This is a genomic window from Nocardia higoensis NBRC 100133 (assembly GCF_000308595.1).
GTDB lineage: Bacteria > Actinomycetota > Actinomycetes > Mycobacteriales > Mycobacteriaceae > Nocardia > Nocardia higoensis.
The window spans coordinates 1-23546 of the sequence record NZ_BAGA01000123.1; the positions used below are offsets into that span (position 1 = coordinate 1).

The following is a 23546-nucleotide window of genomic DNA, read 5'->3' on the forward strand; positions in this document are numbered from 1 at the left end:
GGTCGCGCCTTCCACGCCCCGCCCGTCGGGCTCCAGGTGGGTGTCGGCGTCCAGCGCGGAGGCGAATCCGCCGTGCTCGGTGCCCAGATCGTCGAGGATGAACCGCGCGGTCTCCCGGGCGACCCGGCCGGGCAGATCGGTGGCCGCGGCGTCGGTCCGGCGCGCGAGATGGGCGTAGGCCCGGAGCAATTGGGCGTTGTCGTAGAGCATCTTCTCGAAATGCGGCACCACCCAGGCCGGATCGACCGAGTACCGCGCGAACCCGCCGCGCAACTGGTCGTAGATGCCGCCGCGAGCCATCGCCTCGGCAGTCCGGCTGACCACGCCGAACACCGCGGGATCTCCGGTGCGCTCCCAGCTGCGCAACAGGCCTTCCAGCAGCGCCGAGGGCGGGAACTTGGGCGCGGTGCCGAAGCCGCCGTGCTCGGCGTCCTCGTCGCGCAGCACCGCCGCGACCGCGTGGTCGAGCAGTTCGGTGCCGACCGTCGGCTCCCCCTCGGGCAGTCCGGCATTCTGCGCGCGCAGCGCCTCGACCACCTGCGCCGACGCGCGATCCACTTCGTCACGGCGGTTGCGCCAGGTATCGGCGACAGCGGTGAGCAACTGGGTGAACGACGGCATGCCGCCGCGCGCGGTCTTCGGGTAGTAGGTGCCGCAGTAGAACGGCTCGCCCGACGGACTCAGGAAGCAGGTCATCGGCCAGCCGCCCTGCCCGGTCATGGCGACGGTGGCGTTCATGTACACCGCGTCGATGTCGGGACGTTCCTCCCGATCGACCTTCACGCACACGAAGTTCTCGTTCATCAGCGCCGCGGTGCCCGGGTCCTCGAAGGACTCGTGCGCCATCACATGGCACCAGTGGCAGGAGGCGTACCCGACCGACAGCAGGATCGGGACATCGCGCGCACGCGCTTCGGCCAGCGCTGCGGGTTCCCACTCCCACCAGTGCACGGGGTTGTCCGCGTGCTGACGCAGATAGGGCGAGGTCGCACCGAGCAATCGGTTCACCCTCCCAGCCTTGCACACCGGAGGGGATGCGTGCTCGTACCGACCGCCCGCCGGATCCGATCCGCCGCGGTCAGCGGTGCGGGTTCACCACTTGCGGCCGGTGTAGGCGAGCAGCGCGCGGTGGCCGGGCGCGTCCTCGTCCACCGGCAGCGCGGCGGCGAACATGCCCGCCTCGCGATAGACATCGATTCCGCCGTAGCCGCGCATGGTGTCGAGCAACTCCGCGCACATCGCGTCGTCGATGAGATCCGCGCGGCCGATGGCCAGCGCCAGGTCCAGCCCGTGCACCACGATCTCGGTCAGATGGATCTGCACCGCCGCCGGCGCGGGCACCGGGCCGATCCCGAGGTGCACCGTCGCGGTGGGCACATCCGGCCGCCGCCAGGCCGCCCGATCGATCTCGGCGGCCGCGGCGTACGCGGTCTGCGGATCCGACCCGAGCCAGCCCTCGGCGTTACCCGCGCCGGAGTCGTTGCCACTCAGCTTCGCGGCGAAGACGTGCATCCCGCCCACCAGGTGGTTGAGCACCGTCCGCACATCCCAGTCCGCACACGGCGTCGCCGCCGTGAGCTGGTCGTCGTCCACCGCGGAGACGATCGCGGCGGTCGTGTCCAGAGCGCGGTCGATCCGGCCGAGCACAGTGTCCATGGGCGTCCTTCGATCGTTCGGGTAAACATTCAAACACGGGCTCCGGACGAATGCCGCCCTCCCGCAACCTCGTTCGTGCCCGCTCCGCCTGCCGGCTCCGTGCACGCGGTGGCGAAACGGCAGCGGCCAGGACGAAAGCCCTGGCCGCTGTCTCGCACGGGATTCTCAGAAGGGCAGCGAACTCATTCGGTCCGCTTCTTGTCGGGCGCTCCCGATCCGGTCTCGTCGAGATCCTTCTCGAGCGGTACCGCGCCCGGGTCGGTGCCCTCGTCGGCCGCCTGGTCGGGCTCGGGGTGCTCGGGCTCGAAGGTCGGCGGCAGGTTCTTCAGGTGCCGGTTCATCGAGCGGACCAGCAGGAACGTGCCCGCCAGCAGGAGGAGGACGATGGCCAGGCCGAGAGGTGAGGCCTTGCCGAATTCGGGGCCGGTCGGGGTCCCTGGGGTCTGGGCGAGTAACTCGACGATCACTGCTGTGCTTCCTCGATACCTGCGAACAGGTCGGTTTCCGGGATGGCTGTGCGCACCTTGGTCTTGGCCAGTTCGAATTCCTCGGTAGGCCACAGGCGCTGCTGGAGTTCCACCGGGATCGCGAAGAACGCGCCGTTCGGGTCGATCTGGGTGGCGTGCGCGCGCAGGGCGTCGTCACGCTGGTGGAAGTACTTGCCGCAGTCGATCTGGGTGGTGACCCGGCCCATGATGTCGCCGCCGCGGGCGCCCGCGCGCTTGCGGCTCTGATCCAGCCAGTCCTGCAGCGGGAACGGCTGTCCCTGCCGCTCGAACTCCTCGGCGAAGACCTCCAGCCTGCGCAGGATGAATCCGTGGCTGTAGTAGAGCTTGAGCGGGGTCCACGGCTCGCCGGCGTCGGGGAACCGATCCGGGTCACCGGCCGCCTCGAACGCCGCGATCGACACCTTGTGGCAGGCGATGTGATCGGGGTGCGGGTAACCGCCGGTCTCGTCGTAGGTGGTCATGACGTGCGGCTTGAACTCGCGCACGACCCGGACCAGCGCCTCGGTGGCCTCCTCGAGCGGGACCAGCGCGAAGCAGCCCTCCGGCAGCGGGGGCAGCGGGTCGCCCTCGGGCAGGCCGGAGTCGACGAATCCGAGCCAGCGGTGTTGGACGCCGAGCGCGCGGGCGGCCGCGGCCATCTCCTCGCGGCGGATCTCGTGGATGCGGTCGAGCACACCCGGGGTGTCCATCGCCGGGTTGAGGATGCTGCCGCGTTCGCCGCCGGTCAACGACACGACGAGGACGTCGTGTCCCTCGTCGGCGTAACGCGCGGTCGTCGCGGCACCCTTGCTGGATTCGTCGTCCGGGTGTGCGTGCACCGCCATGAGGCGAAGGCCACTCACGTCTTGTTCACCGTCGCTCTCGGTCGCGGGTGTCGGCTCGTCATTACCTATAGTTCCATTCGAGTCTTCGTTGTTCCGACCTACCCCCCGGGAGCGACCCGTCATGAGCGATCCAATGCCGAACGGCATCGGCGCGCGCCCCGCCGACCGGTACGGCGCCACGACGGGAGGGCGGCCCAAGTGGCTGATCCCCCTCATCGCGCTGGTGGTCCTCGTGGTCGGCGCCGGGGTCGCCTACCTGGGCTTTCAGAAGTACGGACCGGCCGAGATCGAGGCCGAGGAACTCGGCTACACGGTCGTCGACGACTCGACGGTCACCCTGCGGTTCAAAGTGACCCGCACGGATCCGCAGCATGCCGTGGTGTGCTTCGTCCGGGCGATGGATCGCGATACCGTGGAGGTGGGCAGGCGTGAGGTGTTGATCACCGGTTCCGAGCACGGCACGGTCGAGGTGACCACCGTGATCCGTACCTCATCGCGCCCGTCCTCGGGCAGCGTCTACGGGTGCAGCGCCAATGTCCCGGAGTATCTGCGCGCGTACTGATCCGCACCACCCCAGCACCCCGATCGACGTTGTCGGGCGGGGCGAAGCGACACCGTCCCGGCGAACGCCCGGGGCAGTGCCCGAGGGCGCGAAATGTCGCCCCGAGCGGCAAAAATATATTCTCACCTGCATATTTGCGAATCATGCTAAAATAGCGGGATACACGGTTCCGTGCCTCGGAGCCGTGTTTGCTGCATTGGCGGCAGGCGCAGCGCGGTCACCGGATCTTCACGGGTTCTTCCGGCCGATCGCGCACGCCGGGGTCATCGAAGCCATGATCCCTGGTTTCTGCGTCTGTCGTCTGCTGGTGCATGCCCGCCCTCGGACGGGTTGCGCGCCGGTTTCAGGGAATCCCGGCTCGCCGGGAACAACTACGAGGGAGTGATCGAGATGACCGAGACGAATGTGACCTGGCTGACCCAGGAATCGCACGACAGGCTCAAGAGCGAGCTCGACGCGCTCATCGCCAACCGTCCGGTCATCGCCGCGGAGATCAACGAGCGTCGCGAAGAAGGCGACCTCAAGGAGAACGGCGGATACCACGCCGCGCGTGAGGAACAGGGCCAGCAGGAAGCTCGCATTCGCCAGCTGCAGGAGCTGCTGAACAACGCCAAGGTCGGCGTCGCGCCGACCAAGTCCGGCGTCGCACTGCCCGGCTCGGTCGTCAAGGTCTACTACGACGGTGACGAGAGCGACACCGAGACCTTCCTCATCGCGACGCGCGAGGAGGGTCTGGGTCATTCCGACCTCGAGACCTACTCCCCGAACTCCCCGCTGGGCGGTGCCCTTATCGACGCGAAGGTCGGCGAGACCCGCGAGTACACGTTGCCCAACGGCAACATCATGAAGGTGACCCTGGTGAGCGCGGAGCCCTACCACGGCTGACCGCGAGTCACCACAGAACCCGGCACAGACGCGAGCGGCCGCACTCGAATACGAGTGCGGCCGCTTCGTCATCTGCACGGTTCCTACTTCGCCAGCGCCTGCTCGATGTCGGCGAGCAGATCGCTGACATCTTCGATGCCGACCGACAGGCGGACCAGATCGGCGGGAACCTCCAGCTGCGATCCGGCGGTCGAGGCGTGGGTCATGGCGCCGGGATGCTCGATCAGCGATTCCACGCCGCCCAGCGATTCGGCCAGGGTGAAGATCTTCGTGCGCGAGCAGAAGTCGAGCGCGGCGTCCTTGCCGCCGTGCAGCCGCACCGAGATCATGCCGCCGAAGCGGCGCATCTGCTTGGCAGCCACACCGTGACCGGGATGCTCGGCCAGGCCGGGGTAGATGACCTGGGAGATGGCCGGGTGCGCGGCGAGCAGTTCGGCGACCGCCTCGGCGTTGTCGCAGTGCCGCTCCATCCGCACCGCGAGCGTCTTGGCGCCGCGCATGGTCAGGTAGGCGTCGAACGGGCCGGGCACAGCGCCCGCGCCGTTCTGCAGGAAGGCGAAGGCCGCGTCGAGTTCGGCGTCGTCGGTGATCAGCGCGCCGCCGACCACATCGGAGTGCCCGCCCAGGTACTTGGTGGTCGAGTGCACCACGATGTCGGCGCCGAGCAACAGCGGCTGCTGCAGGTACGGGGTGGCGAAGGTGTTGTCCACCACCAGCTTCGCGCCCGCGGTGTGCGCGACCTCGGCCAGCGCCGGGATGTCGCCGATGGTGAGCAGCGGATTGGTCGGGGTCTCGACCCAGACCAGCTTGGTGTTGGGGCGCACTGCCGCCCGGACGGCATCGACATCGGCGAGGTGGGCCGGGGTGTGCTCGATGCCCCACTGGGTGAACACCTTGTCGATCAGGCGGAAGGTGCCACCGTAGGCGTCGTCCGGGATGACGATGTGGTCGCCGGGGCGCAGGGTGGCGCGCAGCGCGCAGTCGGTGGCGGCCATGCCGGAGGCGAAGGCGCGACCGTAGCGACCGGACTCGAGCGCGGCGAGGTTGGCCTCGAGCGCGCTACGGGTGGGGTTGCCGGTGCGGGCGTACTCGAAGCCGCCGCGCATGCCGCCCACGCCGTCCTGGGCGAAGGTCGAGCTCGCATATATCGGCACGTTCACCGCACCGGTCTGGGGATCGGGATCGAACCCGGCGTGCACGGCCCTGGTGGAGAATCCCAGCTCGCTCATAGGGGACAGCGTAGAGGGCGCGTCTCGGGCACTTTTCGCCGGAGGGTGGTCCGTGACCTTACCGTGCCGGCGCGCGTCTCGCCTGTTGTGACGGCCCCCACCTGCGAAGTTCGGCCCGAATGACCGATCACGCCCCCGACCTGCGCCGGAGCCGCCACGCCCGGGGTGCGCGGATTGTATGCGAATCGTCCTCGCCGCGAGCGACTTTCGGACGCACGGGTCGGCCGGCCCGCGACGACGAACGTCCGCCACGGGTTTGCCGTGACGGACGTTCGTCGCGAGCCGCGCGGATTCGCGGGCCCCGGTGGGTCAGTGGCCGATATGGCCGGTGCTGAGGAAACCGAGCAGATCGTGGCGGGTGATGACGCCCACCGGCTTGCCCTCCTCGACCACCATCAGCGCGTCGGTGTCCGAGAGCGCCTTGGTGGCAGCCGAAATGGGCTCGCCCGAACCGATCAGCGGGAACGACGGGCTCATGTGCTGGGCGACCGAGTCGGTGAGCTGGGCGCGCCCCTCGAACACCGCCGAGAGCAGATCGCGCTCGGTGACGCTGCCCGCCACCTCGCCCGCCATGACCGGCGGCTCCGCGCCGACCACGGGCATCTGCGAGACGCCGTACTCGCGCAGGATCTCGATCGCATCGCGCAGCGTCTCCGACGGGTGGGTGTGCACCAGATCGGGCAGCTCGCCGGACTTGCCCCGCAGCACGTCGCCGACCAGTGGTTCCGGGCTGCCGTCCAGGCGGGTGCGCAGGAAGCCGTAGGAGCTCATCCACTGGTCGTTGAAGATCTTCGACAGGTAGCCGCGGCCGCCGTCGGGCAGCAGCACCACGACCACCGCGTCGGGATCGCGCCGGGCCACCTCGATCGCGGCGACCACGGCCATGCCGCAGGAACCGCCGACCAGCAGGCCTTCCTCGCGGGCCAGCCTGCGGGTCATCTCGAAGGAGTCGGCATCCGAGACCGCGATGATCTCGTCCGGGATGGCGGGGTCGTAGGCCGAGGGCCAGAAGTCCTCACCGACGCCCTCGACCAGGTAGGGCCTGCCGGTGCCGCCGGAGTAGACCGAGCCCTCCGGATCGGCGCCGATGATCTTCACCTTGCCGCCGGAGACCTCCTTGAGGTAGCGGCCGGTGCCGGTGATGGTGCCGCCGGTGCCCACGCCCGCGACGAAGTGGGTGATCTTGCCTTCGGTGTCGCGCCAGATCTCGGGGCCGGTGGTCTCGTAGTGGCTCTCCGGGCCGCCCGGGTTGGAGTACTGATCCGGCTTCCAGCCGCCCTCGATCTCGCGGACCAGGCGATCGGAGACGCTGTAGTAGCTGTCCGGATGATCCGGCGGGACGGCCGTCGGGCAGACCACCACTTCGGCGCCGTAGGCGCGCAGCACGTTGCGCTTGTCCTCGGACACCTTGTCGGGGCAGACGAACACGCACTTGTAGCCGCGCTGCTGGGCGACCAATGCCAGGCCGACGCCGGTGTTGCCGGAAGTCGGCTCGATGATGGTGCCGCCCTCCTTCAGCTCGCCGGACTTCTCGGCGGCCTCGATCATCTTGACCGCGATCCGGTCCTTGGAGCTGCCGCCCGGATTGAGATATTCGATCTTGGCGGCGACCAGTCCCGCGTTCGGTCCGACGACAGAGTTCAGCCGGACGAGAGGCGTATTGCCGATGAGGTCGACTACGTGGTCCGCGATGCGCATAGCCCCATCGTTGCAGAAGCACCCTGTGTGAGTTCGCGCACGTCACCTCTTTCGCGCCCTAGGATCGGCTGCCATGAGGCAGACCCACTTCCGCCGGGTCGCCGCGGTACTCGCCGCGACAGCGGCGGCCGCGGTGGCCGGATCGGGCGCGCAGGCGCAGGCCGACACCATAGCTTTCCCGCAGGTGCCCACTCTGGCCAGAGGCGGGCTGTGCTGGACATCGGTACAGAGCTGGGCCGATACCGGCCCCGACTGGCCGGGCCGCGCGGTGCTGAACGTCCGGGCGGAGCCGGTCGCGGGGGTCGGCTCCAGCATGTACCCGTTCGCCCCGCTGTGCGAGGTGCGCACCACGGTCGCCTGGCGCAATCTCGACACCGGCGCGACGGGAGTATTCGACAACATCGTCGTCACGGGTATCTACGGCAGCATCCTGTACTCGCAGTTCCAGGACACCGGCCCCGGCCGCGTCGAGGTCACCGTGACCACCGACGCGCCGAGCGTCCCCGCGAAGGGGCTGTTCACCGTCCCCGCGTGAGTCATGCCGGCGCGGCGGAGGTCCAGGTGGTGGTGGTGTTTTCCCGCGGAGCGGGATCGGCCGGCGCCGGGTGTTCTCCCGTGGGCGGATGCGACGTAGATTCGAGGTGATCCGTACCCGCGAGTACCGCACGCCCAGGTCGGCGACCAGCGTGCGGGCTCCGAGACAAAGGAGTCCTCATGCCCGAGGCCGTCATCGTTTCGTACGCACGCTCCCCCATCGGCCGCGCAGGCAAGGGATCTCTGGTGAGCATGCGCCCGGACGACCTCGCCGCGCAGATGGTCCGCGCCGCGCTGGACAAGGTTCCCGCGCTCGACCCCACCCAGATCGACGATCTGATGCTCGGCTGCGGCCAGCCCGCGGGTGAGGCCGGGTTCAACATGGCCAAGGTCGTCGCCACCCGGCTCGGCTACGACTTCCTGCCCGGCGTGACCCTCAACCGCTACTGTTCCTCGTCGCTGCAGACCACCCGCATGGCGCTGCACGCCATCAAGGCAGGCGAAGGCGATGTGTTCATCTCCGCGGGCGTGGAGACCGTCTCGCGCTTCCCGAAGGGCACCTCCGACGGCTGGCCCGACACCCACAACCCGACCTTCGCCGAGGCCGAGGCCCGCACCGTCGAGCGCGCCGGGGACGGTTCCGACTCCTGGACCGACCCGCGCGACAAGGGCGAACTGCCCGACATCTACATCGCGATGGGGCAGACCGCCGAGAACGTCGCCCAGCTCACCGGCATCTCGCGCGAGGACCAGGACCACTGGGGCGTGCGCTCGCAGAATCGCGCCGAGGAGGCCATCGAGTCCGGTTTCTTCGAGCGGGAGATCACCCCGGTGACCCTGCCCGACGGCACCGTCGTCGCCACCGACGACGGGCCGCGCGCCGGCACCACCTACGAGAAGATCTCGCAGCTCAAGCCGGTCTTCCGGCCGGACGGCACGGTCACCGCGGGTAACGCCTGCCCGCTCAACGACGGTGCCGCCGCCCTGGTGATCATGAGCGACACCAAGGCCAAGGAACTTGGCCTGACCCCGCTGGCGCGCGTCGTCTCCACCGGCGTGTCCGGCCTGTCGCCGGAGATCATGGGCCTCGGCCCGATCGAGGCGGTCCGCAAGGCGCTGAAGATCGCGGGCAAGACCGTCTCGGACATCGACCTGTTCGAGATCAACGAGGCGTTCGCGGTGCAGGTGCTCGGCTCGGCCCGCGAGCTGAAGATCGACGAGGACAAGCTGAACGTCTCCGGCGGCGCGATCGCGCTCGGCCACCCGTTCGGTATGACCGGCGCGCGCATCACCGCGACGCTGATCAACAATCTGCAGACCCATGACAAGCAGTTCGGCGTGGAGACCATGTGCGTCGGCGGCGGCCAGGGCATGGCGATGGTGCTGGAGCGCCTCAGCTGATCGGCTGACAGCGCCCGCACCGGGTGAACGACGAAGGGCGGCCGCCGGATCTCTCCGGCGGCCGCCCTTTCCCGTGCCGGTGTCGGACCGGTCGCGGTGAACTACTAGTCGCTGTTCAGGTAGGTCAGCAGACGCAGGATCTCGATGTACAGCCAGACCAGGGTGACGGTCAGGCCGAGCGCCACGCCCCAGGCCGCCTTGGACGGCGCGCCCGCGCGGATCAGCTGGTCGGCGGCGTCGAAGTCGATCAGGAAGCTGAACGCGGCGATGGCGATGCAGACCAGGCTGAACACGATCGCCAGGCCGCTGCCGTCACGCAGACCCAGGCCGGTGCCGTCGGAGGTGAAGAAGCTGGCGACCAGGTTGCCCAGCATCAGGACGGCGACGCCGATGGTCGCGCCGATGAGCATGCGGGTGAAGCGCGGGGTCACCCGGATGGCGCCGGTCTTGTAGACCACGAGCATGCCCGCGAACACGCCGAAGGTGCCGAGCACGGCCTGCGCGATCAGCTGGTTGCCGCCGACTCCACCGAACTCCACGTTCGTGAACATGAATGACAGACCACCGAGGAACAGGCCTTCGGCAGCGGCGTAGGACAACACGATCGCGGGGTTGTCCATCTTGTTGCCGAAGCTCGCCACGAGCACCAGGCCGAGGCCGACCAGGGCGCCCACGATGACGAGCAGGGTCCCGAGGCCGGGGTTCACCGTGGTCAGCGCGAACGACGCGATCGCCGTCAGGGTGAGCACACCGAGGGTGATGCCGGTCTTGGTGACCACATCGTCGATGGTCATCGACCGGGTGGTGGCCGGAATCTCCTGGTACGGCTGGGCCGGCCTGCCGTACTGATCGGTGTACTGGCTACCGAACTGCTGTCCGAACTGCCCGGCACCCGCCACACCCGAACCGAAGTTGGCGTAACCGCCCGCCTGCTCTTGTTTCGGGAGGTTCTTGAAGATCGGATTGCTTGATGTGCGCACCGTCAGTGCCTTTCTGGAGTCGTTGCGACTGTCGTGTCGAGCCTGACGCTCGATCTCCACTGTTGTCTCGTTCAACGTACGGCTCCGCCGAGTAGTTCCGCAGAATCCACAAGGCAGACAATTCGGACTCTACCGGGGTCTCGCGTCGTGCAGTCCGCGCACCGACCGAGTGACCGTGAACTTCTTGTTTCGACCGACGACGTCGGTGTGACCCACCATCCGCTCCACTACGCCCCGGTAATTCAGGTGCGTGTTGTACACGGTCCACAATTCTCCGCCCGGCCGCAGAACGCGACCCGTTTCACAGAACATCTTGATAGCGGATCCGGTGTGCACCGCCGCGCCGACGTGGAACGGCGGATTACACAGCACCAGATCGGCGCTGTTGTCCGGCAGCGAGGACATCGCGTCGTCGCGCAGCACGCTCACCCTGTCGGCGACCCCGTTGGCGGCGGCCGTGGCCGCGGCGGAGGCGACCGCGGCGGCGGACTGGTCGGTGCCGACCACCCGGATGCCCGGCCGCGAGCGCGCCAGCGCCACCGCCAGGATCCCGGTGCCGCACCCGAGGTCGATGGCCTCGCGGGCGTCGGGCTTCATCAGCTTGAGATGATCGAGCAGGAAGCGGGTGCCGATGTCGAGGCTGGCGCCGGAGAACGCGGCGCCGTGCGCGATCACCTCGAGGTCGAGTTCGTCCAGATGCTCACGGACCGGGAACTGCGGCTCCCTCAACGGTTTCGGGCCGCGCACCGTCAAGGTGCGGGACTTCTGCCTGCCGCGGCTGGCGGTGACCTCGCAGAACGATTGGGCCAGAACGTCGTTCATCGTCTTGGTCAGGTATTTGTCGCGTCCGCCCGCGATCACCAGCACCTCCGGGTCGGCGTGGCGGGCGATGGCCTCGGCGACCTCGGCGAGGCCGGACAGCGCGCGCGGCAGGCGCATCAGCACCACTCGGACGCCGTCGAGCAGTTCACCGGTGAGCGGATGAGCGGTGTAGCGGTCGCTCAGTCCGAGGGTGCGGGCGTTGTTGGCCAGCGCCAGTTCCCCGGTGAGCAGATCCTGATGGACCCGCACCGCGCGGAGGTCGTGGCGCGCGATCAACCCGAGAGTGAGCGCCCCGTAGGCGTCGCCGATCACCGCGACACGCCCGTCCGTGGTCGCGTCCACGACCTCGGCGGCGGCATCCAGGATCAGCCGGTCGGCGGCGTCGACGGCAAAGAGGTTGAGCGCCTCCACGTCCGGGAAACGTCGCAGGCGGGCGAGAACATCCTCGACATCGTGCACGAGGTCAAGTGTGCTCGATCGTTGCCGTGCGATATCGACCGCCCCCGGGGCGCAGCGCATTACCATCGGCCCCATGCGTAACAAGACGGCTGTGCTGGTGACGGTAGCGGCGGCAACCCTGACCTGTGGGGTGCTGACCGGTTGCGATGACGCCCAGCCGGGCGCCGAGCCGAGGACGTCGGCGGCCTCGTCGACCACGGCCGTGGCCCACCTGCTCGAATCCCCCGCGCCCGCGCCCGCCGATGCCGGACCCAAGCGCGGCGAGGCCTCCGCCGATGCGGGCCTGACCGTGACCGGCGTCCGCATCGGCAGTCACGACGGTTTCGATCGGGTCGTCTACGATCTCGGCGGCTCGGGAACGCCCGGCTGGATCGTCGGCTACACCGAACGGGCGGTGCAGGACGGCAGCGGGCGCGAACTCGACATCGCGGGTGATTCCGTGCTCGAAGTCCGCATCACCGGCTCGGCGTATCCGTTCGACTCCGGGGTGACCCCCTATGCCGGCCCCGATCCGCTCACCGATCCCGCCGTCCCCGGCATCACCGGGGTCTCCACTCCCCTGGTGTTCGAAGGCGTCAGCCAGTCGTTCATCGGCGTGACGGGCGAACAACCGGCCTTCTCCGTCACCACGCTGAGCAACCCGACTCGCCTGGTCGTCGATATCGCCACCTCCTGAGCGGGGGTTCTTCGACGGGGCGCCCTCGATATCGGTTCATGATCGGTTCCGCCTTCGGGTGCTGCCGACCGGCCGGGCTGCGAGTACTTTCGGAAGGTCCGGCGCCGCACCGGATCCCTGACGGGGGAGAACGAACAGAAGGGCGGATCAGACATGCGACGACTCGAACGCATGGGGTTGGTCGCGACGGTCGTGGCAACCGTGAGCGGGTTGGCGCTCGTCGGGGCGTGCTCCAACCAGATCTCGGGCAAGGCCGACGCGGATCCGTCCGAGGTGGCCGCCTACGTCTCCGAGGTCGCCGCGTCGTCGGCGGCCGCGTCCTCCTCGCGGGCGGCCGCCATCGAGCGGGCCGCGAGCACCGCCTGTGACACCTTCGCCGACAGCAACGAGACGGCGGTGGACACCTTCAACATCTACATCGAGGCCAGCAACAACAACGCCCCCGACCAGGAGCCGAAGGCCAACGCCGCGGTCACCCAGTTGCGCGCGGGCGCGAGCGCGGTCGAAGCCAAGATCACCCGCGACGTGCCCGCCGCCGTCGCCGACCGCCTGCGCGCCTATCGCGACGACACCAATGCCCTGGCCGACACGCTGGAGCGGCGCGCGGACGTGGACACCCTCAACGCCGCGATCGACAAGTTCAACGCCACCAAGGACAGCGCCCGCGAAGCCTGCCTCGCCTACTGATCACGCACCCACCGCCGGGCGCCCGGGGCAGACGCCGGGCGCCCGGGGCAGACGCCGGGCGGCCGGTCCCCCCTCACCAGCTCAGTGCCCGCGCCCGCTCACGCAGGTCGAATCGCCGTGCCGCGGCCAGCAATTCGGTGACGAACGGCGCGGGTTGGGGCAGCTCGTAGCCCGGCGGCCACAGCCAGCGCCGCTCGTCGCCCGGAGCCGCGCTCGCCTCGCTGAGCAGGGGCAGCGCGACCTCCTCGTCCCGGGCGAGGATGCGTGCGCCGGCGTCGGTCAGCAGCACGTGGTGCGCGGGCGCGACGACCGGCAGGCCGTCGAGCAGGAAGAACCAGCGGCCCGCCCTGGGGTCGGTGAACACCGGCCCGGCCAGTTGCTCGGGTTGTAACTGGTTCTGCACGACCGCGCCCAGCGCGTCGGGCAGCACGACCACCCCGACCGCGCCCACCCGGAGCATCACCTGACGTCCCGCCAGAGAGACCGGGAATCCGTAGGTATCCCGGTAGGTCAGGTAGCTGTGCCGCACCGCCATCGAATTTCACCTTCACATTCGCTCGACCGGAGAGTGACCTGTAACACATACACCGGTCACGACCCGATCGTGACCGGATCGGCGTAGCAGGACAACAGGTTGTCCCATCAATGGGATGATCCCCAGCCGGACCGCACAGCCGCCGGGATCCGGCACAATCCCGGCGCACGGATTGGCCCGGTCGAACCGGGGTAAGCGCCGGTCATGGAAATACTCGTGATCATCGGAATCGCCGTGCTGGTGGGCGCGGTGATCCTGTATCGCAAAGGCCGAGGGCGTAGCGACAATCCGGGCACACCGGAGGTTCCCGGCAACGACGGGAGGTGAGCCATGTCGATGGATCCTGATCCGAACCGCACTCCCGACCTCGAAGCGGGCGGCGGCGTCGCGCCCGGCTCCACTCCGCCGGACACCCCGCAGACCTCGGGGCTGTCCGCGCCGGAGCCGCGTACCAGGAACAACTTCCCGCCGACCGGCATCGGCGCCGTCGCGGTGATCGTCATCCTGGCCGTGGTGTTCTTGATCGTGGCCATCGCGGTCATCGTCACGATGTTCTGACCCCGCGCGAAGTTCCCCGCCATGCGTGGACGACCTCACCGGTCGGCCACGGCGCAGCATGTCTAAGATACAACTTGTGTCTAAGACGTATTCATCGGCTGAATCGGCCTACCGGGCGGTCAAGGAGCGCATTCTCTCCGGCGGCCTGACCGGTGGCGAGCTGATCAGCGAGGGCGAGATCGCGGCCGAGTTGGGGACCTCGCGCACCCCGGTCCGGGAGGCGTTCCTGCGTCTCGAGACCGAGGGGTGGATGAAGCTCTACCCCAAGCGCGGCGCACTCGTCGTGCCGGTGCCGCCGGACGAGGCCGAGCACGTCGCCCACGCCCGCTACGTCGTGGAGACCGCCGCCGTGCGGGCCGTCACCGCGAGCGATCCCGCCGCGCTGACCACGGAACTCGCCGCCGATATCGCCAGGCAACGCGAGCTGGCCGAGGCGGGCGATCTGGAAACCTTCGCGCTGGCCGATACCGATTTCCACCGTAGGTACGTCGCCGCAGGCGGCAATCCCCTGCTCACCGACTTCTACGACTCGCTGCGCGAACGCCAGCGCCGGATGAACAGCCTCGCGCTGCGCCGCGGTCCCCTCGATATCGCGCAGATCATCGAACAGCACGTCCACCTCGCCGGCCTGATCGCCGATCGCGACGCCGACGGTTTCGCCGCCGCACTCGTCGAGCACTTCGCCGGCGTGCACCAACTGGAGCTACGGGGCCTGTGATGACCTCGACGACCACTCGGGCGACGACCACTCACGCCCCCACCCGCTACGCCACCCCGCAGGCCCATCGACGGGCCTGGTGGGGCGTGGCCGCCGCGGTGTTCGCGATCGCCTGGGGCGGCAACGAATTCACGCCGCTGCTGGTGATGTACAAGAACGACGGCCTGCCCGGCACCGCCGTCGACCTGCTGTTGTTCTACTACGTGCTGGGCATCGTGCCCGCCCTGTTGATCGGCGGCCCGCTCTCGGACCGTTTCGGCAGACGCGCCCTGCTGCTGCCCGCTCCGCTGATCGCGGCGACCGCTTCGCTGTTGCTGGCCTGCGGCGCCGATTCGGTGCCGTTGCTCGGCGTGGGCCGGGTGCTCTCCGGCGTGGCGCTCGGGCTGGCGATGGCCGTGGGCGGCAGCTGGCTGAAGGAACTCTCCGAGCCCGGACGCGGACCTCGGCGCTCGGCCATGAGCCTGACCGGCGGCTTCGCCATCGGCGCGGGGGTCGCGGGCGTGCTCGCGCAGTGGGGTCCGTTGCCGGACGTGCTTCCCTACCTGGTCAATGTGACCCTGTGCCTGGGCGCGGCCGCCTGGATCGCCGACGCCCCGGAGACCGTCGTCAGGCAGCAGGGCCTGGGCCGTCTGCGGGACGACCTGAAGATTCCCGGCCTGCGCGAGCCGCGCTTCCGAAAGGTCGTGCTGCCCACCGCGGTCTGGGTTTTCGCGTGCAGCGCCACCGCCTACGCGGTGCTGCCGAGCTCGATGGCCGAGCAGGTCCCCGGCGCGCCGATCGCCTTCTCCGCTCTGCTCACCGTCATCACGCTGGGCTGCGGTTTCGCCATCCAGTCCGCGGCCAGGCGGATCGACCGGCCCGGCACGGCCCGCGCCTCGGCGGTCGGCCTGCTCCTGGTGACCGTCGGTCTGCTGGTGGCCGCGTTCACCTTCGGCACGCTCACCCTGTGGGCCGCGATTCTCACCACGGTCGTGCTCGGCGCCGCCTACGGCATCACGCTGGTCGCGGGTCTGCAGGAGGTCGACCGGATGGCGGGCCCGCGCGATCTGGCGGGACTCACCGCGGTCTTCTACTCGCTCGCCTATCTGGGCTTCGGCCTGCCCGCCCTGCTGTCGTTCCTGACCGAACGATTCGGCCTCGGTTATCCCGTCATGTATCTGGCGCTCGCGGCCGTCGCGGCCTGCTGCCTACCGGTGGTCCTGCGCAACTACCGGGACTGAATCGTGCTCGTTTCGTAACGTCGTCCGCCCTGCCCCGATGTGATGGTCGACCGACCGAACCGAGGGGTGAAGCGAACGCATGCGATCAGTGAAATCCATTGCGGCCCTGGCTATCACAGGCGTCGCCATAGCGCTAGCCGGTACTTCCATGGGCATCGGTGGCACCGCCGCGCCCGCTCGCGCCGAGGGCCTGAGGCACTGCGCGCCGCCGCAGGACCGGGAATTCGAGACCGCGACGCCGGAAGAAGTCGGCATCGACTCGGCCGCCCTCGCCAGGGCGATGGCCGCCATCGACAATCCGACGCGATTGAACATCAAGCTCTTCCGCAACAACTGCCTGGTCGCGACGGGCGCGGGCAACGACCGTTCGGCCGACCTGCCGTGGAATCTGTGGAGCGCCACCAAGAGCGTGCTCTCGCTGATCGCGGGCATCGCGATCGACCAGGGCAAGCTCGGCCTGGAGACCCCGATCGGGGCCTACCTGCCCGAGGGCATGGGCAGTGCCGCGCACCGGCAGATCCTGGTCCGCAACATGCTCACCGAATCCTCGGGGATGGATGTCGCGGTGCTGTCCGAGGGCATCACCGGCATCACCGGCCTGGATTCCAATGTCGTCGCCCAGGCGCTGGGCACCCCGGTCGTGCACGAGCAGGGCACCACGTACGGCTACAGCCAGCGCGGCGTCGATCTGCTCGCCTACGTGATCTCCCGGGCGGTCGGCGAAGACCTGCAGAGCTTCGCCCAACGGGAGCTGTTCGGCCCGCTGGGCATCGACCCCGCCACCTACCACTGGGCGCGTGACCGCAGCGGCAACACCTACGGTCACGCCCACCTGCTGCTGTCGCCCGACGACTTCGCCAAAGTGGGCCTGCTGGTGGCCGACCGGGGCCGTTGGGGCGACCGGCAGATCGTCTCCTCCGAGTATCTGACCGCGGCCGCCCAGCCCTCCCCCTCGATGAGCTGCTGGGGATTCCTGTTCGTGGTCAACGGCGAACAGTGCGAGTCCGAGTTCGCCGGCCTGCCCAAGGATTCGCTGAAGATGTCGGGCATGCTGCGCCAGGACAACTACATCGTTCCCAGCCTCGGCATGGTGCTGAGCTGGACCGGCGTCACCATCCCCGGCAGCGCGGTCAGCTACCCGCACGATTCGGTACGCGCCATCGCCGCCGCCTTCCGTGATCCGGTGCTGCCCGATCCCGGCGACTACGTGCCCGCTCCCGACGTCAGCCTGTCGGATCCGCGCATGACCGATCCGACCGCCACCTTCGCCGCCCTCGGCCTCGGCCCCTACGCCTACCCCGGCTGCGATCCGGTGGTCTGCCTCGGCAAGCCGCTGCCCCCACCGTTCGCCGACTGGCCGAGCGGCTGCGTGATCCTCGGCTGCTACACCCCGCGCCCGAACGGCTGAGCCCGCGCGTTCAGAGGTCGAAGACCCGGTCGGCCGGGGCGAGTGGACCGAATCGCGCGGAGACCAGCGCGACCAACCGCCTCGGCCGATCCCCGTCGATCCTGGCCTTGCCGCTGGTCAGGAAGGCTCCCGAGAGCCCGCGCGCCGGGTCGGCCCAGCCGTACTGCGTGGTCAGTCCGCTGCGCCCGAAATGCGCCTCGGTGTGTCTGCCGAACTTCGAGCGGGCCCCGCCCAGCTCGTAGCCCGCGCACGACACCCGGCCCGCCACCCCGGGCAGCCGGGGCGCGGGGCGGACCGCAGCCCGGACGGCCTCGGCCGACAGCATCCGCACGCCGTCGAGTTCGCCTCCGCGCGCGAGGATTTCGTAGAACCGCGACAGTTCCGCGGCCGTGGTGACCAGATTGCCCGAGGGCAGTTCCGCGGTGAGGAAGCCGCGCAGCTTCTCCCCGGTCACCCGCCCGTCCATGCCGCCGCCGAGGGCCTTGCGCGCCAGGAAGGCCGACACCTTCGTGGCGGGCGGCCCGGTCCGCACACTCGGCACCACCGCCGCCACGTCCTCGTCGGCCACCCCGAAGTTGTTCCAGCGGAACCCCAGCGGTTGCAGCACGCGCTCGGCCAGATGCTCGCGCATGCGCTGACCGGTGGCCGCCCGCACCACCGCCCGCTGAATCAATCCGCTGGTCAGCGCGTGATACACGCGGAACCGTCCCGGCGGCCAGCTCGGCTTCAGATCCACCAGTCCCCGCAAGGCCAGTTCCTCGTCGACGACCAGCTCCGCCCCCCGATAGGGCGGCGTCACGAACGGCACGCCCGCCGAGTGCGTCAGCACGTCACCGATGGTGATGCGCCCTTTGCCGTGCGCCTCGAACCCGGGGATGTACTGCGCCACCGGGTCCGTGGCCGCGAACGCCCCGGCCTCGATCAGCATCGCCATGATCGCCGCCGACACACCTTTGGCGGTCGAGAATCCGCAGAACGGCGACTCCGTCGTCACCGGCACCTTCACGGCATCGGGCCCGTCCTTCGGCGCGTTCCCCCACCCGTGCCCGATCGCCCGGTTCAGCACGACCGCGCCGCTGCGCCGCAAACACACCTGGATCGCGGGCGATGTGCCCATCCGGTACCAGTCCTGCACGAAGGCCCACACCGCGTCCACGTCGGCCCGGCTCACCCCGGCGTCGGCGGGGTCGTCCTCGTGACCGACACAGGTCACGGAATCCAGGTCGTCGGCGATCGGCACCAGCGTGGGAGCTTCAGCACTCATTTCCGCCAGCATAATCACGCGCCCGGCGTTGCACCCTCGACTCGGCCCGCCGATTGCGCGAGGATTTCCCCATGCCTCCGGACCGGATCCTGAAGCTCCAGAACGCCGCCCACCGCGCCCTGCTCACCCTCACCGGAGGACGCGTCGGCCGCACCTTCGGCGGCATGCCCACCCTCGAACTCACCACCATCGGCCGCAAGTCCGGCCGCCCCCACAGCGTCCTGCTCACCGCCCCCGTCGTCGACGGCGACACCTTCGTCGTGGTGGCCTCCCGCGGCGGAGATGCCGTCCACCCCGCCTGGTTCCTCAACCTGCGCGACAACCCCACCGTCGAGGTGTCGGTCCAGCAAGGCCCGCGCACGACGATGACCGCCCACATCGCGACCCCGGAGGAACGCGCCGAACTCTGGCCGAAGGTCGTCGCCGCATTCCGCGGCTACGCCGGCTACCAGCGCAAGACCACGCGCGAGATTCCGCTGGTGCTGCTGAAGCCCTAGCCGCGGGCACGTCGATCGTCGCGCGAAACGACCGACCAGGGATAAGGGAGTCCCCGGCTGGGCGGAATTCGGTCGGCCGGGCTCCGTACGACAGGTCCGAGTCGACAGGGCGGGGCGCAGAATTCGGTGCCCCCAGTCGGACTCGAACCGACACTGTGCAGATTTTAAGTCTGCTGCCTCTGCCAATTGGGCTATAGGGGCGTGGGGCCAGAGTACCCAGCCGTACGAGCGTACTGGGAACGGGCACGCTTCTAGGGCCGATTGACATTCAGGCGGGTCTCGATCTGTTCGGCGGGAGCGTCCGAGGCCGCGTCGGCGGTGACGCGGCCTCGGCCGAAATCCCGGCAGGCGACCGGCCCGCGGCGTCCGGTCAGGCGGGGTCTTTGCGCAGTTCCACGCCCTCCGCGGCGGTCTCGGCCAGTTCCTTGCCGAGCAGTGAGTGGCGGCGACTATAGGTGCCGTAGACGATCAGGCCGAGCGCCATCCAGACGAGGAAGCGGATCCAGGTCTCGATGGAGAGATTGACCATCAGCCACAGGCAGGCCGACACGGCAAGGACCGGGACCAGCGGCACCCAGGGAACGCGGAAGCCGCGGGGCAGGTCGGGTCGGGTACGGCGCAGGATGACCACGCCCATCGCGACGAGAACGAAGGCGAACAGCGTGCCGATATTGACCATCTCCTCGAGCGCGCCCATGTCGACGAAACCGGCCAGGATCGCGCAGGCGATGCCGACCATGATCGTCAGGCGCACCGGCGTGCCGTGCGTTCCGGTGCGGGCGAGCTTGCGCGGGAGCAGGCCGTCGCGCGACATCGCGAACAGCACGCGGGTCTGGCCGAGGTAGAGCACCATGACGACGGTGGTCAGGCCGGCCAGCGCGCCGACGGAGATGATCTTCTCGGCCCAGGTGACGCCGTTCAGGGCGAACGCGGTGGCCAGGGTCGCGTCGGTGCCCTGGAGCTCTTTGTAGGACACCATGCCGGTCAGGATCAGGGAGACGGCGACGTAGAGGACGGTGACGATGGCGAGTGAGCCGAGAATGCCGCGGGGGACGTCGCGCTGCGGGTTCTTGGTCTCCTCCGCGGTGGTGGCCACCACGTCGAAGCCGATGAAGGCGAAGAAGACCAGGCTGGCGGCGGCGAGCAGGCCGTACCAGCCGAAGGTGCTGTTGCCCGCGCCGGTGAGCCAGGAGAACAGCGACTGGTGGATGCCGGTGTCGCCCTCGCCCGGCTCGGAGGGCGGGATGTACGGGGAGAGGTTGTCGGCGTCGAAGTAGGCGATGCCGACGGCGATGACCAGGGCGATCACACCGAGCTTGATGGCCACCGCGAGGGCCGAGACGCGCGAGGAGATCTTGGTGCCGACGGCCAGCAGCACACACAGCGCGGCGATGAGAAGCACTGCGCCCCAGTCGAAATGGAGCACGCCGAGGTGGACGGTGGTGGAGATGCCGCCGAGGACCGAGCCGAGATACTGCGACCAGCCCTTGGCGACCACCGAGACGGCGAGGGCGAATTCCAGGATCAGATCCCAGCCGATGATCCAGGCGACGAATTCGCCGAAGGTGGCGTAGGAGAACGTGTAGGCGCTGCCTGCCACGGGGACGGTCGAGGCGAATTCGGCGTAGCACAGGGCGGTCAGGCCGCAGGCGATGGCGGCGAAGACGAAGGCCAGCGATACCGAGGGGCCCGCGACATTGCCCGCGGTGCGGGCGGTGAGGGTGAAGATGCCCGCGCCGACCACGACGGCGACGCCGAAGATGGTCAGGTCCCAGGCGGTGAGATCCTTGCGCAGTTTGGAATCGGGCTCGTCGGTGTCACGGATCGATTGCTCCACCGATTTCACACGCAGTCTGTTGACCACACTTCCCTGGTTCGGGCTCCCTGCGCTCGGGCTCGACATCTGCTCACTCCTCACTGCTAATGGACGCCGGCCATCGCGCGGCTGATCCACGGACCCACGGCAGCCACGAGCGCGCCCACCGCGATCGTGACCACGCCGATGACGCCGAAGTAGGCGGCCTCGTGGGCGGGATCGTAGAAACGGGCGAGCACACCGGACATAGATGTACCGATACCCACGGAAAAGAAATACAAAGCCATCATCTGGGCCCGGAATGCCTCGGGCGCCAGCTGCGTGGTCACCGCCAGGCCGATCGGGGACAGCAGCAGCTCCGAAACCGCGAATCCGGCCATGACGATCAGCACCAGCAACGCGGGCACCGTCCGTCCGGAGAAGCCCGCGAGCGGCACGAACAACAGGAACGCCGCACCCATCCCCATCACACCGAGGGCGAACTTGCGCGGGGTGCTCGGCGCGCGATTGCCCAGCCGCGTCCACATCAGCGCGAACAACGGCGACAGCACGATGATCCACACCGGCTCGACCGAGCCGATCCAGCTGCTGGGGGCGGTCCAGCCGAAGACGCTCCAGTTCATCCGCTCGTCGGAGTAGACGGCGAAGACGGTGAAGATCTGCTGGAACAGCGACCAGAACACGGCATTGGCGACGAACAGCGGCAGGAACGCGCGCACCCGGCTGCGCTCCAGCGCGGTGACGGTCGGACTGCGCAGCATGACGACGAAGTAGACGACCGAAACGGCCACGATGACACCGGTGGTCACCTCAGCCAGATTGCCGAGCGAGACCCAGCCGAACGACCAGACCGCGACGGCCACCGCCGTGGCCGCGGCCAGCGCGCCCATGATCGGGGCGAATTGTCGGCGCGGCAGCGGATTGGGCACCTCCCGGCCCGCGGTGCCGAGATTGCGCCGGAAGATCGCGTACTGGGTCAGCCCGAGGGTCATGCCGATGGCGGCGGCGCCGAAGCCGTAGTGGAAGCCCAGGTGGGTCTGCAGCAGGCCGGTGAGCAGCGGGCCGATGAGCGCGCCCAGGTTGATGCCGAGGTAGAAGAGGGTGAAGCCGCCGTCGATCCGCGCGTCGCCGGGCTCGTAGAGGGTGCCGAGCAGGGAGGAGACATTGGCCTTGAGTGCGCCGCTGCCCAGGGCGACCAGCGCCAGGCCTACGCCGACGCCGGACAGACCCGGCAGCACGGCCAGCGCGAGGTGACCCGCGACCACGACGACGCCGCCGTAGAAGACGGTGCGTTCCATGCCCAGCAGCCGATCGGCTATCCAGCCGCCGAGCACGGTGGACAGGTAGACCAGACCGCCGTAGGCGCCGACGATGCCGACCGCGGTGCCCTTCTCCATCCCGAGGCCACCCTCGGTCACCGAGTAGTACAGGTAGTAGCCGAGGATCGTGAGCATGCCGTAGAAGGAGAAACGCTCCCACAGCTCGACCCCGAAGAGGTTGGCCAATCCGATCGGGTGCCCGAACAACGTACGCTCCGGTACCACCACATCGGATCGGACGGCTCGGGACATGGATCGACGATTTCACATGCCGGCTATCGACCAGTCATCACCACGCCGTAACCCGCGGAGCGGGTATGTGGCAGGCCGCGGGGCGGGTCAGGCGATCGACAGCGCGATGCCGTCGAGAATGTCGTGCTCGCTGACGATCAGCGCGCCGATGCCCGCCCGGCGGGCCAGCTCGTCGGCGAGCAGTTCGGTGATCACCGCGCCGCCGCCGATGACATCGACCCGGCCGGGATGGACGGGTCCCAGCGCGGCGCGCTCGTCGTGGCTGAGCGAGATCAGCCGCCGGCAGGTCTCGTGGACCTTGTCCAGCGGCAACTCGGCGAGGTGGACACGCTCGGCGTCGTACTCGGGCAGTTCCAGCGCCAGCGCGGCGAGGGTGGTCATGGTGCCCGCCACGCCGACCCAGGTGTGGGCGCGCTCCAGCGGGATCGTCTCGAACGCCTTCGCCAGCCGCTGGGCGGCGAACTCCCGGCCCGCGGCGATCTGCTCGGCGGTCGGCGGGTCGTCGTGCAGGCAGCGTTCGGTGATGCGCACACAGCCGATGTCGGAGGAGACGGCGAACTCGACGCCCTCGGCGTCGCCGAACACCAGCTCCGTGGACCCGCCGCCCAGATCGACGACCACGAAGGGGCCCGCGCTGCCGGACAGTTCGCCGATGGCGCCGGTGAACGACAGCCTGGCCTCCTCGTCGCCGGTGATGACCTCGGCTGCCGAGCCGGGCACGGCGCGACCGAGTTCGGCGCGGGCCATGGCGAAGAAGTCCTCGCGATTGGCGGCGTCACGGGTGGCGGAGGTGGCCACCATGCGCACCTTGACGACACCGGTCTCGATCATCGTGTCGACGTAGTCGGCCAGCGCGACGCGGGTGCGCTCGATGGCCTCGGGCGCGAAGGCGCCGGTCGCGTCGACACCCTGGCCGAGGCGCACGATCCGCATCTCCCGGTGCACATCGGCGAGGCGGCCGTCGGGCTGCACGTCGGCGATCAGCAAGCGGATGGAGTTCGTGCCGCAATCGACCGCGGCCACCCTGTCGGACATGG

At 69.2% G+C, this 23546-nt stretch carries 24 protein-coding genes and 1 tRNA gene; 11 read left to right on the forward strand and 14 right to left on the reverse strand.

The window, feature by feature from the left end; translation table 11 throughout:
• The 4 genes from ON26_RS22380 to mca form a co-directional block, all read right to left on the reverse strand.
• Positions 1-1008 (reverse strand): thioredoxin domain-containing protein (locus ON26_RS22380; RefSeq protein WP_174375432.1); only part of this gene is annotated, 1008 nt, incomplete at its 3' end.
• Positions 1009-1092: 84 nt separating this feature from the next.
• On the reverse strand, positions 1093-1656 hold the full coding sequence (locus tag ON26_RS22385; RefSeq protein ID WP_040798213.1) for a TIGR03086 family metal-binding protein: 564 nt from the start codon (positions 1654-1656) through the stop codon (positions 1093-1095).
• A 182-nt stretch (positions 1657-1838) separates the two neighbouring features.
• Entirely contained in the window at positions 1839-2123 is a 285-nt protein-coding gene (locus ON26_RS22390; protein WP_040798214.1) for a hypothetical protein, read from the reverse strand.
• A complete protein-coding gene (gene mca, locus ON26_RS22395) occupies positions 2120-2989 on the reverse strand; it encodes a mycothiol conjugate amidase Mca (protein ID WP_040798215.1) in 870 nt (289 codons plus the stop codon). Before mca ends, ON26_RS22390 begins: the two co-directional genes overlap by 4 nt.
• 121 nt (positions 2990-3110) lie before the next feature.
• On the opposite strand from mca, the gene ON26_RS22400 reads away from it, so the two are divergent.
• Positions 3111-3551, forward strand: a complete 441-nt coding sequence (locus tag ON26_RS22400) for a DUF4307 domain-containing protein (protein ID WP_040798216.1) — start codon at positions 3111-3113, stop codon at positions 3549-3551.
• A 390-nt stretch (positions 3552-3941) separates the two neighbouring features.
• On the forward strand, positions 3942-4436 hold the full coding sequence (gene greA / locus ON26_RS22405) for a transcription elongation factor GreA (RefSeq protein ID WP_040798294.1): 495 nt from the start codon (positions 3942-3944) through the stop codon (positions 4434-4436).
• Between the two features lie 83 nt (positions 4437-4519).
• Here greA and ON26_RS22410 read toward each other — a convergent pair whose 3' ends face one another.
• Positions 4520-5665, reverse strand: a complete 1146-nt coding sequence (locus tag ON26_RS22410; RefSeq protein WP_040798217.1) for a cystathionine gamma-synthase — start codon at positions 5663-5665, stop codon at positions 4520-4522.
• Positions 5666-5974: 309 nt separating this feature from the next.
• On the reverse strand, positions 5975-7363 hold the full coding sequence (locus tag ON26_RS22415) for a cystathionine beta-synthase (RefSeq protein ID WP_040798218.1): 1389 nt from the start codon (positions 7361-7363) through the stop codon (positions 5975-5977).
• A gap of 73 nt (positions 7364-7436) precedes the next feature.
• Here ON26_RS22415 and ON26_RS22420 point away from each other — a divergent pair, with 73 nt between their 5' ends.
• Positions 7437-7898 carry a hypothetical protein gene (locus ON26_RS22420; RefSeq protein ID WP_040798219.1) on the forward strand — a complete coding sequence of 154 codons (462 nt, stop codon included), beginning with the start codon at positions 7437-7439 and terminating at the stop codon, positions 7896-7898.
• A 179-nt stretch (positions 7899-8077) separates the two neighbouring features.
• Entirely contained in the window at positions 8078-9298 is a 1221-nt protein-coding gene (locus ON26_RS22425) for an acetyl-CoA C-acetyltransferase (protein WP_040798220.1), read from the forward strand.
• A gap of 104 nt (positions 9299-9402) precedes the next feature.
• Here the strand turns inward: ON26_RS22425 and ON26_RS22430 are convergent, their stop codons facing one another.
• Positions 9403-10278: a Bax inhibitor-1/YccA family protein gene (locus ON26_RS22430; RefSeq protein WP_040798295.1), complete on the reverse strand. Its 876-nt coding sequence runs from the start codon at positions 10276-10278 to the stop codon at positions 9403-9405.
• Between the two features lie 129 nt (positions 10279-10407).
• Positions 10408-11559, reverse strand: a complete 1152-nt coding sequence (locus ON26_RS22435) for a methyltransferase (RefSeq protein WP_040798221.1) — start codon at positions 11557-11559, stop codon at positions 10408-10410.
• Positions 11560-11632: 73 nt separating this feature from the next.
• Here ON26_RS22435 and ON26_RS22440 point away from each other — a divergent pair, with 73 nt between their 5' ends.
• Positions 11633-12235, forward strand: coding sequence for an AMIN-like domain-containing (lipo)protein (locus tag ON26_RS22440; RefSeq protein WP_040798222.1), 603 nt, complete (start codon positions 11633-11635; stop codon positions 12233-12235).
• Positions 12236-12388: 153 nt separating this feature from the next.
• Positions 12389-12922, forward strand: a complete 534-nt coding sequence (locus tag ON26_RS22445; protein ID WP_040798223.1) for an Rv2240c family protein — start codon at positions 12389-12391, stop codon at positions 12920-12922.
• 73 nt (positions 12923-12995) lie between these two features.
• Here ON26_RS22445 and ON26_RS22450 read toward each other — a convergent pair whose 3' ends face one another.
• Positions 12996-13457, reverse strand: coding sequence for a hypothetical protein (locus ON26_RS22450; protein ID WP_040798224.1), 462 nt, complete (start codon positions 13455-13457; stop codon positions 12996-12998).
• 330 nt (positions 13458-13787) lie between these two features.
• On the opposite strand from ON26_RS22450, the gene ON26_RS22455 reads away from it, so the two are divergent.
• From ON26_RS22455 to ON26_RS22470, 4 genes are all read left to right on the forward strand, one after another.
• Positions 13788-14015, forward strand: coding sequence for a DUF6480 family protein (locus ON26_RS22455; RefSeq protein WP_040798226.1), 228 nt, complete (start codon positions 13788-13790; stop codon positions 14013-14015).
• A gap of 58 nt (positions 14016-14073) precedes the next feature.
• The gene (locus ON26_RS22460) at positions 14074-14733 is read left to right on the forward strand and encodes a GntR family transcriptional regulator (RefSeq protein ID WP_040798227.1); all 660 of its coding nucleotides are present in this window, start codon (positions 14074-14076) and stop codon (positions 14731-14733) included.
• Positions 14733-15953, forward strand: coding sequence for an MFS transporter (locus ON26_RS22465; protein ID WP_083884290.1), 1221 nt, complete (start codon positions 14733-14735; stop codon positions 15951-15953). The genes ON26_RS22460 and ON26_RS22465 overlap by 1 nt, the downstream gene beginning before the upstream one ends.
• 148 nt (positions 15954-16101) lie before the next feature.
• Positions 16102-17361: a serine hydrolase domain-containing protein gene (locus ON26_RS22470; protein WP_083884291.1), complete on the forward strand. Its 1260-nt coding sequence runs from the start codon at positions 16102-16104 to the stop codon at positions 17359-17361.
• Positions 17362-17371: 10 nt separating this feature from the next.
• Here the strand turns inward: ON26_RS22470 and ON26_RS22475 are convergent, their stop codons facing one another.
• Positions 17372-18625: a serine hydrolase gene (locus ON26_RS22475; protein ID WP_040798296.1), complete on the reverse strand. Its 1254-nt coding sequence runs from the start codon at positions 18623-18625 to the stop codon at positions 17372-17374.
• Between the two features lie 71 nt (positions 18626-18696).
• Between ON26_RS22475 and ON26_RS22480 the strand changes: the two genes are divergently transcribed.
• Positions 18697-19122: a nitroreductase/quinone reductase family protein gene (locus tag ON26_RS22480; RefSeq protein WP_040798232.1), complete on the forward strand. Its 426-nt coding sequence runs from the start codon at positions 18697-18699 to the stop codon at positions 19120-19122.
• 127 nt (positions 19123-19249) lie between these two features.
• Here the strand turns inward: ON26_RS22480 and ON26_RS22485 are convergent.
• The 4 genes from ON26_RS22485 to ON26_RS22500 form a co-directional block, all read right to left on the reverse strand.
• Positions 19250-19323: transfer RNA gene (locus tag ON26_RS22485), tRNA-Leu, on the reverse strand.
• A gap of 169 nt (positions 19324-19492) precedes the next feature.
• On the reverse strand, positions 19493-21025 hold the full coding sequence (locus tag ON26_RS22490; protein ID WP_051027369.1) for an amino acid permease: 1533 nt from the start codon (positions 21023-21025) through the stop codon (positions 19493-19495).
• Positions 21026-21042: 17 nt separating this feature from the next.
• Complete coding sequence (locus ON26_RS22495) at positions 21043-22509, reverse strand: peptide MFS transporter (protein ID WP_051027370.1); 1467 nt, start codon at positions 22507-22509, stop codon at positions 21043-21045.
• An 87-nt stretch (positions 22510-22596) separates the two neighbouring features.
• Positions 22597-23544, reverse strand: a complete 948-nt coding sequence (locus ON26_RS22500) for a Ppx/GppA phosphatase family protein (RefSeq protein WP_040798238.1) — start codon at positions 23542-23544, stop codon at positions 22597-22599.
• Positions 23545-23546 lie beyond the last annotated feature (2 nt).